Raw genomic sequence first — 16,132 nt, 5'->3', positions numbered from 1 at the left:
TGGCGCACGCGCACCATCTTATAGCCAAAGAAACCAGACCAGAGGAGGCACCATGGCCACCTATACCAAAGACCCCGACGCCATCGCGCGCCTGTCCCCCGAAGAATTCCACGTGACGCAGGAAAGCGGAACCGAACGCCCCGGAACAGGCAAGCTGCTGGACAACAAGGCCCCCGGAATCTACGTCGATATCGTCTCGGGCGAGCCATTGTTCGCATCCGCCGACAAATACGAAAGCGGCTGCGGCTGGCCCAGCTTTACCAAGCCGATCGAGTCTGCGCATGTGAACGAATTGCGCGACAGCAGCCTGGGCATGATCCGCACAGAGGTGCGCAGCGCCCACGGCGACAGCCACCTGGGCCACGTCTTTCCCGACGGCCCGCGTGACCGTGGCGGCCTGCGCTACTGCATCAATTCGGCATCGCTTCGGTTTGTGCACCGCGATGACATGGAGGCGGAAGGCTATGGTGATTACATCAATCAAGTGGAGGACGTGGCATGAGTGACGCACGCGCAGTACTGGCAGGCGGCTGTTTCTGGGGGATGGAAGACCTGATCCGCAAGCGGCCCGGTGTGAAATCGACCCGCGTCGGATATACCGGCGGCGACGTGCCCAACGCAACCTATCGCAATCACGGGACCCACGCCGAAGGCATCGAGATCATCTATGATCCCGAAGTGGTCACCTACCGCGAGTTGCTGGAGTTCTTTTTCCAGATCCACGACCCGACCACGCCCAACCGTCAGGGCAACGACGTCGGGCTAAGCTATCGTTCGGCGATCTATTACGTTGACGAAGACCAGAAGGCCGTGGCGCTGGCCACAATCGCGGACGTCGAAGCGTCGGGGATTTGGCCCGGCAAGGTCGTGACCGAAGTGGAGCCTGTCGGCGACTTCTGGGAGGCCGAGCCAGAGCATCAGGGTTATCTGGAGCGCATCCCCAACGGCTATACCTGCCATTTCGTGCGCCCCGGTTGGGTGCTGCCTAAACGTGCTGCGGAATAGACCCTAAAAGATGAAAATCAGCCGTCCGCCATGCGCGGGCGGCCCGACGCCTCGACGGTCAGCGTCGCTTCGACAAAGACCTGCCGCGCTTCGGCTTCGGCGGTGCGAATGTCCCGTTCGACTCTGATCTGGATATCACCCGCGCCCGCCGCTTCGGCATCCGACACCGCAGCTTGACGCAGGGCCGTTTCCAGCCGTGTCAGAGCCGCATCCGATGCCGTGAAGTCTTCGGGGCCACTGTGCAAGTGCACACGGAACCGCCCTTCGGAGGGCGAGGTGATCGTCCCACTACGCCGCATCGTCACCCGCCCGACGACTGCGCCGATGGCGTTGGCGACACCTGCGTGCTCGGGCAGGATCATCTCGCAGCCCATCAATGCGCCCACCGCAGGATAATAGCTGTCTGCCGACGCGCCCAAGCCGATAACCGGCACGTTCAATCCTGTGTCGATACGTATAACGCCCCTGTGCGGACCAAGGCCCCGTTGCATCAACACATGACGGGCCAAGGTCTCTTCTGGAAGGCCGAAGTCCTGCGCGTCTTCGGCAAAGGCAGTCTCTAGCAAGGCAAGACCAGACTGATGTGTCAACTGATCCACGATGATCTGCGCCATCACAAGCGGATCACGCGCCAGCATCACCCCAGCCCCAGTGCGGCGTCTGCCGAACAGTTCCAGCGCCATACGCGCGGCCTCCCCATTCCAGACGTTCACGCGCCCCAACACGTGCGCGGCGTCCGACGGGGTCGCGCCCGCGATCTGCACCAGCCCGCGTTCCACCAGCCGCTTGAGCGCACCCAGCTCCAGCCGGGATTTCAGAACGTTGCCCAGCGGCCAGACTTTCGCGCCAATCCGGTCCAGCAGTTCCGCATCGCGCGGGGCAAGCCCGTGCGCCTCGATGCCCTGCACCGCACGGACAAAGCGGGCGTCGTGATCGCCGGGCGTAGTGCTGCGCAATTGTTGCTCTAAGGCGGGCAAAACGACGTCTTCCGCCTCGTGCGCGATAAGCGACACAGGCAGCAACCTGCGCGGCCCCAGCGTGACGCCGCCCTGCAAGCCATCAACCGTGAAGTGCACTTCGCTGTCGCCACCGAGGCCCGTGGTGCGCATCGCCACCGCCTCGACCATCGTGCGGTAAGGACCCACGCGCGCGCCTCCCGGATCAATCGCGGGTCGCCCGTTTTTCAGCATCGCAACATCCGTCGTGGTGCCGCCGATGTCGCTGACCAGCGCCATGTCGGCCCCGGTCATCCAACGCGCGCCGACAATCGACGCAGCAGGGCCGCTCAGGATCGTCTCGATCGGCCGGGCACGGGCCTGGGCAGCACTGATCAACGCGCCATCGCCCCGCACCACCATCATCGGAGCAGTGACACCCAGATCGGCCAGCACCTGTTCGGCCCGCCCGATCAGACGCAGCGTCAGCCCGATCAGCCGCGCGTTCAGCACAGCCGTCAGCGCCCGCTTGGGCCCATTCAGCTTGGCCGACAACTGGTGCGAAGCCGACACCGCCCGGCCGGTGATCTGGGTGACCAGTTCAGCCGCGCGGACCTCGTGTGCGGGGTTGCGCGTGCCAAACTGCGCGGCAACAGCAAAGCCGCTGACATCCGTCTTATGTGTCTCTAGAAAGGCAATCAGCGCTGCCTCGTCCAGCGGGGTGACCTGCGCTCCTGCATGGTCATGACCGCCCTCAAGCACGATGTAAGGATCGCCCTTCAACGCCTCGCGCAGGCCATGGCCATCAAGATCCCTCTCGCGAAAACCGATATATATTAGCGCCACGCGACCGCCCTGCCCCTCTACCAGCGCATTGGTGGCCAGCGTGGTCGACAGCGACGCCATCGTGATCTCTGCCGCCGTCACGCAAGATTGCGCCAGCACCGCGCGCACGGCCTCACCCACGCCGATGGCCAGGTCCTGCCGCGTGGTCAGGGCCTTGGCGCTTGCGATCACCACCTCTTCATCGCGGATCAGGACCGCATCGGTATAGGTTCCGCCCGTATCCACACCCAACAAGATCGCCATCAGGCTGTTCCCTTCAATCGCGCCACCGCCCAGCGCGCCGCATCGGCCACCGTCGCATCCGCATCTTCACACAAGCCTTGCGCCACTGGCAGCAATTCCGCGACACCTGAATTCCCGATTGCGTACAATACGTTGCGTACAAACCGGTCGCGCCCGATCCGCTTGACTGGAGAGCCTGAAAACCGCGCCCGAAACGCCGCATCGTCCAGCGCCGCCAGTTCTGCCAGCGGGGGCGCCCCGACACCGCCGTGATAGCGCATGTCGCTGGCCACAGTGGCGAATTTGTTCCACGGACAGATCGCCAGGCAATCGTCGCAGCCATAGATGCGGTTGCCCATCTTGGCGCGCAACTCTTCGGCTACGGGGCCTTTGTGCTCAATCGTCAGATAGGAAATGCAGCGGCGTGCATCGAGCTGGTAGGGCTGGGGAAATGCATTGGTCGGGCAGATGTCCAGACAGGCCGTGCAAGAGCCGCAATGACCCGTTTCGGGTTGGTCGGGCTCAAGCTCAAGCGTAGTAAAAACAGAGCCTAAAAAGGCCCAGTTGCCCCATTCGCGGCTGAGCAGGCTGGTGTGCTTTCCCTGCCATCCCAACCCGGCCGCTTGCCCCAGCGCCTTTTCCGGCACCGGGGCGGTGTCGACAAAAACCTTGATCTCGCCGCCGGCAGTGTCGATCAGCCAGCGGCCCAACCGCTTGAGCCGTTTCTTGACGATATCATGGTAATCACGACCCTGGGCATAGACAGAGACCACACCGCGATTCCGTTCCTGCAGCAAAGGCAGCGGGTCATATTCCGGCGCGTAGCTTTCGGCCAGCATGATCACCGACCGCGCCTCGGGCCAGAGCGCTGCGGGGTTGCCACGCCAGTGCATCCGTTCGGCCATCCAGGCCATCTGCCCGTGATAGCCCGCCTCGACGAAGGCCTGAAGCCGTGGGGCGGCGTGCGGCACGGCATCGGGCCTGCAGACGCGCGCCATTACAAACCCTTCTTCCAGAGCGCGGGCGATGACCTGTTGTTTCAGGTCCATAGGCGCGCGGGATCGACGACACCCGGCACGCCGAAGCGCGCCTTAGAAATCCAGGTCATTGTAGTGCCGGGGCGGCGGAAATCCGGGCACCTGATCGGCCAGGATGTTGCGAAACGCCGGACGGCTCTTGATCTTGGCGTACCAGTCCTTGACCACCGCCGAGCGGTTCCAATCCACGTCAGAGATATAATCGAGCGACGACAGATGCGCGGCAGCCGCGAAATCGGCCAGGGTCATCTGGTCGCCCGCCAGCCAGCGCCGGTGATCCAGCAGCCAGGTCATGTAATCCAAGTGGTATTTGATCGCCTTGGCGCCCGCCTTGACGTTCTTGGAGTCGGGATAGCCCTGCCCCATCATCTTCTTGTTCACCCGCTCGTAGAGCAGTTTCGACGTGACTTCGTTGTGGAACTTGTCGTCGAACCAGTTGACCAGCCGCCGCACTTCCAGCCGTGCAACCGGGTCCTTGGGCAACAGCGACGGTTCGGGCCGCGTCTCTTCGAGATATTCGCAGATCGGCCCGCTTTCGGACATGGTAATGCCGTCCAGCTGCAACACCGGCACCTTGGCGGCGGGGTTGCGGCGCAGGAAATCGGCGTCTGCCTCCCAGTATTTCTCTTCTACCAGATCCACCCCGATCTTCTTCTCGGCAAGGCTCAGACGGACCTTGCGGCAGAAGGGGGACAGGGGAACGTGAAACATACGGGCCATGGGGTATCCGCTATAAGGTGATCGAAACGTCCGCCTTCCTTGCACGGGCTGACGGGCCTTTTCAACTCTGGAAACAGGATGCGCGCCCATCCGCGTCAATTGTTGCCGCCCCGTCAAGGACTGCGGCGGCGCGCCGCCGGACGGATTGACTGGGATTGCTGGCCGACCGTTCCTTGGGCAGCGGAAGGATCGCGGCAAGGCGCGCCGCCTGCACATCGCTCAGCGCGTCGGGGGTCACGCCGAAGTAGTGGCGCGCGGCGGCATGGATGCCGAATATGCCATCGTCGAATTCGACCACGTTCAGATAAACCTCGATGATCCGGCGTTTCGACCAGATCGCCTCGATCATGGGGGTCATCACCGCCTCGATCGCTTTGCGTGTCCAGTTGCGCCCCTGCCAGAGATAGACGTTCTTGACGACCTGCTGGCTGATGGTGGAAGCCCCCCGGCCAGAGCCTTCTTCAATCGCGGTGCGAATCGCCACCAGATCGAAGCCCCAGTGGTTGCAGAAATTCGCGTCCTCGGCGGCCACGACAACCCGCGCCATCACCGGGGCCACGTTGTCCAGCGTCACCCATTGACGTTCAAGCCCGCCCAGCCTGCGCGATTCCTGCAGCATGTAGATAGTCGTGGGCGGGTTCACAGCGGCATAGAGAACCGTCAGCGCGGACATCACCAGAAACACGATGCTGACCGCACGCAACGACCAGCGAAACAGCCGCCGCCGCAAGCTGGGGCGCGGGGCCGTCCTGGTTGTTTTTCCGCTGTTTTTCTTCGCCATCCGACAGCTATAGACCTCCCGTTGCGGCCTCGCAATCTTTGGCACTGCCAGGGGTGCGGGACTGGCGGGAAAGCCCGAGCCTTTTACAGATCACGGCTCAGGGGTCGCACCCGGTGCAGCGTCGCCTGGAATTCACACAAATTTAAGAAATAACAAAATGTTAATGCGTCGGAGACTGCGCAAATCCGTGCTATTTTCCGGGCATGGTCAATTAGGCCCGCACCTGAAGTTCCCGCATTGCAACATGGAGAAACCGGGATGATCACCGCACTTAACACATCCGGCAGCGTCGGATTATCGACCTCTTCACCGGCACCGGTGTTCAGCTATGCCGATGCCGCAACGGTTTGGCTGCTCAGCTGGACCGGAAACGACCAGCACGTCATCGCCGCAAAGATGGGCACCAACGTGGGACGCGTGGCCGACATATTGGCAGAGAACATCTATGTCGGGTCGCGCGAAAACGCCGTGCGGATAAGAGATGCCCGCACGGCGCTGAAGCAAGGATAGGGCCAAAAAGGCCTTGTCAGTCCCTATTCCGCCGGTATCGCCTTTTCCTCGATGGACAGGGGCGCGGGCAAATGCACCAGCATCTCCTTGGGGCAGACCTGCATGAAATGCTTCTGCTCGGTGTCCCAATGCTGCAGGATATCCGCCGTCTTCTGGCTACCCGTCTCTTCGAGATGCCGTTCCAGCAGCGTTTCCAGCTGGTTGCGCCAATGGTCTACCGTCACCGGGCAAGTCACCAGCGTTTCCATGTTCATCATCGCAGGCGCGTGACCATCGGGATCGTAGAGATAGGCCATACCGCCCGTCATACCGGCACCAAAGTTGGCACCGATTTCGCCCAAGATCACCGCAACGCCGCCGGTCATGTATTCGCACCCGTTGCTACCGCAGCCTTCGATCACCACCGACGCGCCCGAGTTGCGCACCGCGAACCGCTCGCCCGCACGGCCTGCAGCGAAAAGGTATCCCGCCGTCGCGCCATAAAGCACGGTGTTGCCGATGATGGTGTTTTCCGAGGCGACAAAGGTCGAGGACATCGACGGCCGCACCACGATGGTGCCGCCCGACAGGCCCTTGCCCACGTAGTCGTTGGCATCGCCCGACACTTCCAGCTTAAGCCCCGGCGCCGCGAAGGCCCCCAGGGACTGACCGGCAGAACCAGAGAGCTTGACCGTCAGGTGATCGGGCTGCAGCGAGTTTCGCATCCCGAACTTGCGCACGATGTGGCTGGAGGTGCGGGTGCCCACGGTGCGGTGCGTGTTCTGCACCGCATAGGACAGCTGCATCTTTTCGCCGTCTTCCAGGAACCGCGCGGCATCGCGCACGATCTTGGCGTCCAGCGTGTCCAGCACGGGATTGCGCGGCTTGTCCCGGTCATAGACGATTTCAGACGCGCCATCGACGGTGATCAACAGCGGGTTCAGGTCCAGATCGTCAAGATGCGCCGAGCCACGGGACACCTGAGCCAGCAGGTCCGCGCGCCCAATCACCTCGGACAACGACCGCGCGCCGATGGAGGCCAGCAGCTCGCGCACTTCCTGTGCGTAGAAGGTGATCAGGTTGACGACCTTGTCGGCATTGCCGGTGAACTTGCCCCGCAGCGCCTCATCCTGGGTACACACGCCCACGGGGCAGGTGTTCGACTGGCACTGACGCACCATGATGCAGCCCATCGCGATCAGCGCGGCTGTGCCGATGCCGTATTCCTCGGCCCCCATCATCGCGGCCATCACGATGTCACGGCCCGTGCGCAGCCCGCCGTCGGTCCGCAGCGTGACGCGGCCCCGCAGGTTGTTCATCGCCAGCACCTGATGCGCTTCGGTCAGGCCCATTTCCCACGGAAGACCAGCGTATTTGATCGAAGTCGCGGGCGATGCGCCCGTGCCGCCGTTGTGGCCCGAAATCAGGATCACGTCGGCCTTTGCCTTGGCCACGCCCGCCGCAATCGTGCCGACACCGCTGGACGCCACCAGTTTCACGGTGACCTTGCAGCGCGGGTTGATCTGTTTCAGATCATAGATCAGCTGGGCCAGATCCTCGATCGAATAGATGTCGTGGTGTGGCGGGGGCGAAATCAGCGTGACGCCCTTGGTCGAATGCCGCAGCCGCGCGATCAGGTCGGTGACCTTCATGCCGGGCAATTGGCCGCCTTCGCCGGGTTTGGCGCCCTGCGCCACCTTGATTTCCAGCTCTTCACACTGGTTGAGATATTCGGCGGTGACGCCAAAGCGCCCCGATGCGACCTGCTTGATCTTGGCCGACGGGTTGTCGCCGTTCGCCTCGGGCACGAAGTGCGCGGGGTCTTCGCCGCCTTCTCCGCTGTCGGATTTCGCACCAATACGGTTCATCGCGACGTTCAGCGTCTTGTGCGCCTCGGGCGACAGCGCGCCCAGCGACATGCCCGGCGTCACGAACCGCTGACGGATCGACGTGATGCTTTCGACCTCATCCAGGGGCACCGGTTTGCCCATCGGCTTGATGTCCAGCAGATCGCGCAGGTGGATCGGTGGGTTGCTGCGCATCTTGGCGCTGTATTGCTTCCACAGCTCGAACGACGCGCGGTTGCACGCCATTTGCAGCATGTGCATCGACGTCGCTTCCCAGGCGTGGGTCTCGCCCGAACGGCGCGCCTTGTAGAAGCCGCCGATTGGCAAAACCGCGTCGCTCAACCAGCCGCGGGCGTGGACCTCTTCGACTTTCGACTGAATGCCGGTAACGCCGATGCCGCTGATGCGGCTTGTCATGCCGGGGAAGAACTCGGCACACATCGCCCGGCTCAGGCCCACGGCCTCGAAGTTCAGGCCCCCACGATAGGACGACACGACGCTGATACCCATCTTGGCCATGATTTTCAGCAAGCCCTGGTCGATTGCCTCGCGGTAGCGCGCGATGGCGTCGGTCAGGTTGCCGTCCAGCAGGCCGCGTTCGATCCGGTCGGCGATGGAATCCTCGGCCAAATAGGCGTTGACGATTGTGGCCCCGCAGCCGACGAGCACCGCGAAATAATGCGCGTCCATGCATTCGGCGCAGCGCACGTTCAGCGAACAGAAGGTGCGCAACCCCTTGCGGGTCAGATGCGAATGCACGGCAGAGGTGGCCAGGATCATCGGCATCGCCACCTTGTCGGCGTTGCTGTAGTGATCGGTCAGCACGATGTGGCCAGCGCCCGACCGCACGGCGTCTTCGGCCTCGGCGCGGATACGCGCTAGACCTGCGCTCAGGGTGTTTTCACCGGGCGCGAAGGAACAGTCGATCTCGACCAGATTGGCGTTGAAATGCGTGGTCAGCTCGTCCCATTGGGCGTTGCCGACAAAAGGGCTGTCCAGCGTCAGAATCTCGGTCTGGCTGCTGTCTTCATCCAGCACGTTTTTCAGGTTCCCGAACCGCGTTTTCAACGACATCACGCGGAATTCCCGCAAGCTGTCGATGGGCGGGTTGGTCACCTGGCTAAAGTTCTGGCGGAAGAAATGGCTGAGCGGGCGGTACATCTTGGACAACACGGCAGAAGGCGTATCATCGCCCATCGAAGCCAGCGCCTCTTTGCCATCCTCGGCCATCGGGGCCAGCACCTGTTCCAGATCCTCGACACTGAAACCGGCAGCGATCTGGCGGCGGCGCAATTCTGCACCAGAAAACAGAGCCTTTTCGGTGACGGACCCAAAGCTGTCGCCCAGTTCCTTGATCTTGCCGACCCACTCGCCAAACGGCTGCGAGGCGGCAAGCTGGTCCTTGATCTGTGCGTCGTCGAAGAGCTTGCCCTCGGTCATGTCCACGGCCAGCATCTGACCGGGGCCAAGCGCGCCCTTGCGCACGATGCGGGTCTCGTCCAGCGGCACCATGCCTGCCTCAGACCCTGCAATGACCATTCCGTCACTGGTCACGACATAGCGCATCGGACGCAGCCCGTTGCGGTCGAGACCGGCGCAGACCCAACGGCCATCGGTCATCGCAAGGGCGGCGGGGCCATCCCAGGGTTCGATCACCGAGTTGCAATAGGAATACATGTCGCGCCATGCCTGCGGCAGTTCCACCGCCTGCTTGGACCAGGATTCGGGCACCAGCATGGTTTTCGCCATCGGCGCGTTGCGGCCCGCGCGCACCAGCACTTCGAACACCGCATCGAGTGCAGCCGAGTCCGACGATCCGCTGGCAACGATGGGTTTGATGTCCTCGGCCATTTCACCAAAGGTGCTGGATGCCATGCGAATCTCGTGGCTGCGCATCCAGTTCAGGTTGCCCTTCAGCGTGTTGATCTCGCCGTTGTGGGCCAGCATGCGGAACGGCTGGGCCAGCCACCACTGTGGGAACGTGTTGGTCGAATAGCGCTGGTGATAGATTGCGAATGCGCTCTCGAACCGCTCGTCCATCAGGTCGGGATAGAAATCGGCGACCTGCTCGGCCAGCATCATGCCCTTGTAGATGATGCTGCGGCACGACAGCGACGCGATGTAAAGCTGGGGCGCCTGTGCAGCCAACGCCGCTTTTTCGATGCGTCGACGGATCACGTAAAGCTCGCGCTCGAAGGTTTCCTCGTCCACGCCCTTGCTGTTGGAAATCAGGATCTGCTCGATCTCGGGACGGGTCGCGTTGGCCTTTTCACCCAGGCAGGCGACGTTCACCGGAACATGCCGCCAGCCGTAGATGTTGTAGCCCATGCGCAGCACTTCGGATTCCACGATCGTGCGGCAGGTTTCCTGCGCGGCAAAGTTGGTGCGCGGCAGGAACACCTGACCGACAGCGATAAGCTGGTCCTTGCGCGGACGGTGGCCCGTGCGCTCGATCTGGTCATAGAAGAACGGCACCGGAATCTGTACGTGAATGCCCGCGCCGTCGCCGGTCTTGCCGTCGGCATCGACAGCACCGCGGTGCCAGATCGCCTTGAGCGCGGCGATACCGTTTTCGACGACCGCACGGCTTTTGGAGCCGTCGATATTGACCACAAGGCCGACGCCGCAGGACGAATGCTCTTCTTCCTCGGAGTACATGCCGTTTTCGGCCATGTATTTGCGTTTGGCTTCCTCGGCCCGGACCCAGTCTGCATCATATTTGGTCATTGGTCGTCTCCTTCTACGGGCGCGAACATCGCGATTGTTTCGGGCGTGCTCAGGCGACGATGATCGCCCGCCAGCGTATAGCCCTGCGGACACATGTCCGCGAAAAATTCCACAGTCAGCGGCGCATTTGCCGCATTTTTGAACAGCCCTGCCGCGACATTACGTTCAGCCGCAGCAGGGATTTCGTAGAAAAGCGTCGACCCGCAGGTGCCGCAAAAGCCGCGATTTGCCCATTCAGAAGACGTGTAGGTCGTGATCGGACCACTGAACCGCAGACTGCCTGCATCTGTGGTCAGCGATACGAACATGCCGCTGGTCAGCGCACGGCACATGTCGCAGTGACAGGCGCGCAGCACCGGATCGGTCACGGTCGCGCTAACCGTCACGGCACCGCAAAGGCACTGGCCGTTGATCTGCTCAGCGCTCACTGTGTGTCCTCGACGTGCAGGTTCGCGGCCTCGTAGTCGGCCTTGGTCACGCGGTCGAGGTTACCGGCCAGCTTCACGCCCTCGGGCGCTTGATCGGCATAGACAACGCGGGTCAACTGTGCGCCGCCGAAACCGTCAAAGAGACCGGGTGCCAGTTCAAGACAGGCCGCACCGTCGCCTTCGGTATCGGTGAACCAGACGGCGGTGCCACAGGTGTCGCACCATGCACGCTGCGCGAATGACGACGAGGCATAGGTCTTGATCGGGCCGTCATAGACCACGCGGTCGCGCGGGATTTCCAGGCCCATCAGGACAGACCCCGACCAGCGTGTGCATGGACCGCAGTGGCAGGCAGAGATGTCACCCAAGGGGCCCGTGACGGTAACCGTCACCGCGCCGCAAAGGCAGCGTCCCTTGGTCTGCTCAGCATGTGTTCCGCTCATAACCTGTCTCGCTTGGGGTATGGGCTGCGTCGCGCTGCAGCCCCGTGCCTACTCTGCCGCGACCTGATGCGGCGCTGCCATCTGTTCCAGTATCGCGTTGGCGCAATCGCGTCCGTCGCGGATGGCCCAGACCACCAATGACGCGCCCCGCACGATATCGCCGACGGCATAGACGCCTTCCATCGCGGTTCTGCCGGTGGTGAATTCCGCCATGACGGTGCCCCAGCGGGTCACCTCCAGATCGGGCTGATCCCACAGTGTCGGCAGCGCTTCGGGCTCGAATCCCAGCGCCATGATGACGATATCGGCGTCTTCGACGTAATCCGCGCCCTCGATGATCTCGGGCGTCTGACGGCCCGTGGTATCGGCAGCACCAAGGCGCATCTTCTGCACCATTACACCCGTGACCTGACCGTTATTTTCGGTAAAGCCTTTCGGCGCGCTCAGCCATTCGAATACTACGCCTTCTTCCTCGGCGTTCTGCACTTCGCGTTGGCTGCCCGGCATGTTGGCCCGGTCACGGCGATAAAGACACTTCACCGAAGTGGCCCCCTGGCGGATCGACGTGCGCACGCAGTCCATCGCGGTGTCGCCACCGCCGATGACCACGATCCGCTTGCCGTGTGCGTTCAGCTCGCCGCTGTCGAATTCCGGCACCGCATCGCCAAAGCTCTTGCGGTTGCTTGCGGTCAGAAAATCAATCGCGCGCACCACGCCGCCGGATGTGCTGTTGGGCACGGTCAGATCCCGGCTTTTGTAGACGCCTGTCGCGATGATGATCGCATCATGTTTCGCGCGCAGATCGGCAAAGCTGATGTCGGTGCCGACATTGCAGTTCTGCTGGAAGGTGACACCGCCCAGCGCCAGCTGATCGTTGCGGCGCATCACCACGTCCTTTTCAAGCTTGAAGCCGGGAATGCCATAGGTCAGCAAACCGCCCGCACGGTCATAGCGGTCATAGACGGTGACCTGCACACCGGCGCGGCGCAGCACGTCGGCTGCGGCCAGACCACCGGGTCCTGCGCCGATGATGCCGACGCTTTCGGCGCGTTCATGCTTGGGCTTGATCGGCAGGACCCAGCCCTTATCCCAGGCGGTGTCGGTGATGTATTTCTCGACAGCACCAATGGTGACGGTGCCGTGACCCGATTGCTCGATCACACAGTTGCCTTCGCACAGACGGTCCTGCGGGCAGATGCGGCCACAGATCTCGGGGAAGGTATTCGTCGCCTGGCTGATCTCATAAGCTTCCTGCAGACGCCCTTCTGCGGTCAGGCGCAGCCAGTCGGGGATGTTGTTGTGCAAGGGGCAGTGCGTCTGGCAATAGGGCACGCCGCACTGGCTGCAGCGGCTGGATTGCTCTTGGGCCTTTGCATGTGCAAACTCGGCATAGATTTCGGCAAAATCCTCGCGACGTTCAGGGGCTGCACGCTTCAGGGGCATGTCCCGCTCGACTGTCGTGAATTTCAGCATCGGCTGCTTGGCCATGGATTACCTACCTTGCTTGGGGTCCTCTGCGCGCCTGATACTTCACCTTCAAGATCATTAAAAGGCAGCACTACTGACCTATATATGACTTTTTCTGCAATGCCACGCTAGGCACGCAATTTAAACCTAGGATTTAATTCCGATCCGGACCCACATTGCCACTTTCAATTTGATTCGCAGCGATTATACCAGCGTTATCCAGACCGATGGGGACGAGTATGCCGTTGTATTATCTGCTGATCGCGGCCGTCATTCAGGGCATCACCGAATTTCTTCCGATCAGCAGTTCCGGCCACCTGATCTTGCTTCCCGCACTCACCGGGGCCGCCGATCAGGGCCTTGCCATTGATGTCGCGGTTCATGTCGGCACGCTTTTCGCGGTAATCGTGTTCTTCTGGACCGATGTGCGCAGCGCAGTAATCGGGACGGGCCGACTGATGCGTGGCAAGATCGACACCCCCGGTGCGCAGCTTGCCTTTTACCTGGCCATCGCCACGGTGCCGGTGATCTTCGCTGGCCTGATCATCAAGCTGACGGGACTGGATCAGGCGCTGCGGTCGGTCGCGGTGATTGGCTGGACCATGATCATCTTTGGCATTGTGCTCTATTGGGCAGACATGACCGGAGCGACGACCCGGTCTAAGGACGACTGGACCGCGGCCGACGCGGTCAAAATGGGTCTGGCGCAGGTCATCGCACTGATCCCCGGCACGTCACGGTCCGGCATCACCATCACGGCGGCACGCAAGCTGGGCTATGACCGCGAAGCGGCTGCCACCCTGTCGATGCTGATGTCGATCCCCACGATCATCGCCTCTGGCGTGTTGCTGGGGGTCGATGTGGTCGATCACGCCGACTGGGCACTGGCACGCGATGGTGGCATCGCTGCCGCATTCGCCTTTGTCGCGGCGCTGCTGGCTCTGAAGGTGATGATGCGCCTGTTGCAAAGCGTCAGTTTCACGCCCTACGTGATCTACCGCCTCGTCTTTGGCGCGTTTCTTCTGTGGTGGGCGTATAGTTAAGTGCGCAGGTTCTTCGCGCTTTCCTTGATCGCGTCATACTGGCCCGACGGGCGGAAGCGCCACAGGTAATCCGGCAGCACCGATTCCATCGCAATCGGCTCGATCCCCAATTCGGCAAAGCCGCGCGCCCCTTCGCTGACAACGTTGTCGTGACGCAGGTTGGCGACCTGGTCGGCGGTGATCGGCGCCTTGACGATGCCCAGCGACAGGGTTTGACCCACACTGCCAAAGAACGCGACGGCGCGCGCAACGCCGAACGGCATGTTCAGAACCATGCGGCGGCGGCGGATCAAAAGCAGCATCTGCTGCATCAACTCGCGGAACGTGTCCACGTCCGGACCGCCCAGTTCATAGACACCAGAGACGTCATCGCGGGTCACGGCCACTTCGGCGGCACGGGCGACATCCTCGACGTAGACGGGCTGAAACTTCGTATCCGCGCCGACAACAGGCAGGACCGGACCCATGCGGGTCATCCCGGCGAAGCGGTTGAAAAACTCATCCTCGGGACCGAACACGATGGACGGACGCAGGATCACCGCATTCGGCATGTGTTCCAACACGCCCGCCTCGCCCTCGGCCTTGGTCCGGGCATAATCGCTTTCGGCATTCGCATCTGCACCGATGGCCGAAATCTGCACCATCTTCGCGACGCCCTGCTGCGCTGCGATCCGCGCGATGCGGGTCGCGCCCTCGGACTGGATGCTGTCAAAAGTGTTCTTGCCGCTGGGCGCGAGGATACCGACACAGTTGATCACCGCATCGGCCCCCACCATCACCTCGGCCACCGACGCCTCGTCGCGGATGTTGCACAAGACCGGCTCGACCTGGCCGACAACGCCGTAGGGTTTCACAAAAATCGCCTCGTGCGGGCGCCGCACGGCGACACGCACGCGCCAGCCTGCCTTGGCCATGCGACGCGCGATATAGCGCCCGACAAACCCGGACCCGCCGTAGATAGTGACCAGCTTGGACATCGCAAAAGCTCCTTGGGGCAATTCGTTGCAATCGGGTCTAACGGGCAGGCCCGCGCCAGACAAGACGGCAATTTGGCACGCTTTCGCCGTCATCGGATGTTTTTCGCCAAAACTTATACGGCGATCCCGAATTTCATGTGAGAATCTGTTTGACACCCACCGCCACCTTGCCTAAACGACGCGTCACCAACCCGTGCCCAGATGGCGGAATGGTAGACGCGCTAGCTTCAGGTGCTAGTGTCCGCAAGGACGTGGAGGTTCGAGTCCTCTTCTGGGCACCATCATTCTCCCATAAGATATTGTATTATCTCGTTAATTCGAGATTGATCTGGATTCAATCCACCCTGCAATCCCCCCCCCTTGAAGGCCACATCGACGCTGGATTATTCTCTAGAGTCCTGACGGATCAAGTAGAGACCGCTGCCCTGAGGCAGCAGAATCAGATTAGCGCCTCCTTCCAACAAACAGCAGGTGGGCGCCCGCCCTTCAATTCTACTTTTGGATAATGCGGTGTGACCACTCCTAGCAGCGGAGCCTAAGGCACCACGGCCTCCATCTCGGACAGGAACGCTTCGCGCCGCGTCTGCTTCTTGTCCATCGCATCACGAAGGCCAAGAAATGCAGTCTGCTTTGGCATCTGGTCGGCTCCTTGTAGGGGGCGCCCAAGATTTCTATATCACGTTGAAGGTGGGGAGTCAGACGTTCCCTAACTGAAGCTAATGCCCGTAAGCGCGCTATTGGCTTCAGATTGCTCTTTCGGCTCTGATCCAACGGATGCCACACCTTCGTTCTTGGGGGCATGAATAATTGGCGGCAAATTTACGTCCCTTCTTGGAATCGGATCGGACGTGAGATTGCGTTTTGTTTGATCATCCATGGTTGGTCTCCAATGGGTTGAGTTCGCTTCCATAAAAGTGCTTCCGCGCGACCCATTTAAAATTTTCGTGCTTGGTGACGGTAGCAATATCAATGTGACCACCAACCGAGTTGGAGCCCGGAGAAAAGCGAACGAATTGCTTTGTAGTTTCAGCCAGAAACCTAGTGCTCTGAGTCTGACGTATCTTACCGGTTCCCTCGGATTTGATCGAGCTTATCCAAGGCGCGGCGTTCCCGGGTGAGAATATCCTCGGCGGTTTTGGTCCATTTGAAGGGCTTGGGGCTCTCG

General features: G+C 61.7%; 13 protein-coding genes and 1 tRNA gene. 5 read left to right on the top strand and 9 right to left on the bottom strand.

All coding sequences use genetic code 11. From position 1 onward, the window contains the following. The first annotated feature begins 52 nt into the window (after positions 1–52). On the top strand, positions 53–502 hold the full coding sequence (msrB, locus tag NTA49_RS09505; RefSeq protein ID WP_258294501.1) for a peptide-methionine (R)-S-oxide reductase MsrB: 450 nt from the start codon (positions 53–55) through the stop codon (positions 500–502). Beyond that, entirely contained in the window at positions 499–1,005 is a 507-nt protein-coding gene (msrA, locus tag NTA49_RS09500; RefSeq protein ID WP_258294500.1) for a peptide-methionine (S)-S-oxide reductase MsrA, read from the top strand. Before msrB ends, msrA begins: the two co-directional genes overlap by 4 nt. A 17-nt stretch (positions 1,006–1,022) precedes the next feature. Here the strand turns inward: msrA and NTA49_RS09495 are convergent, their stop codons facing one another. The 4 genes from NTA49_RS09495 to mtgA all read right to left on the bottom strand — a co-directional run bounded on the left by NTA49_RS09495 (position 1,023) and on the right by mtgA (position 5,546). Next, positions 1,023–3,029, bottom strand: a complete 2,007-nt coding sequence (locus tag NTA49_RS09495; RefSeq protein WP_258294498.1) for a hydantoinase/oxoprolinase family protein — start codon at positions 3,027–3,029, stop codon at positions 1,023–1,025. Beyond that, positions 3,029–4,057, bottom strand: coding sequence for a tRNA epoxyqueuosine(34) reductase QueG (gene queG, locus NTA49_RS09490; protein ID WP_258294497.1), 1,029 nt, complete (start codon positions 4,055–4,057; stop codon positions 3,029–3,031). Before queG ends, NTA49_RS09495 begins: the two co-directional genes overlap by 1 nt. Positions 4,058–4,099: 42 nt before the next feature. After that, positions 4,100–4,765 carry an FtsZ-binding protein FzlA gene (fzlA, locus tag NTA49_RS09485; protein WP_089421616.1) on the bottom strand — a complete coding sequence of 222 codons (666 nt, stop codon included), beginning with the start codon at positions 4,763–4,765 and terminating at the stop codon, positions 4,100–4,102. Between the two features lie 61 nt (positions 4,766–4,826). Next, positions 4,827–5,546 carry a monofunctional biosynthetic peptidoglycan transglycosylase gene (mtgA, locus tag NTA49_RS09480; RefSeq protein ID WP_258294495.1) on the bottom strand — a complete coding sequence of 240 codons (720 nt, stop codon included), beginning with the start codon at positions 5,544–5,546 and terminating at the stop codon, positions 4,827–4,829. Positions 5,547–5,804: 258 nt separating this feature from the next. Here mtgA and NTA49_RS09475 point away from each other — a divergent pair, with 258 nt between their 5' ends. Then, the gene (locus NTA49_RS09475) at positions 5,805–6,056 is read left to right on the top strand and encodes a hypothetical protein (protein ID WP_258294494.1); all 252 of its coding nucleotides are present in this window, start codon (positions 5,805–5,807) and stop codon (positions 6,054–6,056) included. A 23-nt stretch (positions 6,057–6,079) separates the two neighbouring features. Here the strand turns inward: NTA49_RS09475 and gltB are convergent, their stop codons facing one another. From gltB to NTA49_RS09455, 4 genes are read right to left on the bottom strand one after another with little or no spacing between them, the layout of a single operon-like run. Beyond that, positions 6,080–10,609: a glutamate synthase large subunit gene (gene gltB, locus NTA49_RS09470; protein ID WP_258294493.1), complete on the bottom strand. Its 4,530-nt coding sequence runs from the start codon at positions 10,607–10,609 to the stop codon at positions 6,080–6,082. After that, positions 10,606–11,037, bottom strand: coding sequence for a GFA family protein (locus tag NTA49_RS09465; RefSeq protein WP_258294492.1), 432 nt, complete (start codon positions 11,035–11,037; stop codon positions 10,606–10,608). Before NTA49_RS09465 ends, gltB begins: the two co-directional genes overlap by 4 nt. Then, a complete protein-coding gene (locus tag NTA49_RS09460) occupies positions 11,034–11,480 on the bottom strand; it encodes a GFA family protein (protein ID WP_258294491.1) in 447 nt (148 codons plus the stop codon). The genes NTA49_RS09465 and NTA49_RS09460 overlap by 4 nt, the downstream gene beginning before the upstream one ends. A gap of 48 nt (positions 11,481–11,528) precedes the next feature. Then, entirely contained in the window at positions 11,529–12,968 is a 1,440-nt protein-coding gene (locus NTA49_RS09455; protein ID WP_258294490.1) for an NAD(P)-dependent oxidoreductase, read from the bottom strand. Between the two features lie 218 nt (positions 12,969–13,186). Between NTA49_RS09455 and NTA49_RS09450 the strand changes: the two genes are divergently transcribed. Beyond that, the gene (locus tag NTA49_RS09450) at positions 13,187–13,990 is read left to right on the top strand and encodes an undecaprenyl-diphosphate phosphatase (RefSeq protein WP_258294489.1); all 804 of its coding nucleotides are present in this window, start codon (positions 13,187–13,189) and stop codon (positions 13,988–13,990) included. Here the strand turns inward: NTA49_RS09450 and NTA49_RS09445 are convergent. Beyond that, entirely contained in the window at positions 13,987–14,967 is a 981-nt protein-coding gene (locus NTA49_RS09445) for a complex I NDUFA9 subunit family protein (protein WP_258294488.1), read from the bottom strand. The genes NTA49_RS09450 and NTA49_RS09445 overlap by 4 nt on opposite strands. 195 nt (positions 14,968–15,162) lie before the next feature. Here NTA49_RS09445 and NTA49_RS09440 point away from each other — a divergent pair. Beyond that, positions 15,163–15,248, top strand: a tRNA-Leu gene (locus NTA49_RS09440). Positions 15,249–16,132 lie beyond the last annotated feature (884 nt).

Origin of the sequence: Pseudosulfitobacter koreensis (assembly GCF_024733015.1) — a bacterium.
GTDB classification, from domain to species: Bacteria; Pseudomonadota; Alphaproteobacteria; order Rhodobacterales; family Rhodobacteraceae; genus Pseudosulfitobacter; species Pseudosulfitobacter koreensis.
Note: the sequence above shows the minus strand (reverse complement) of the source record. Positions and strands in the feature narration are given on the sequence as shown.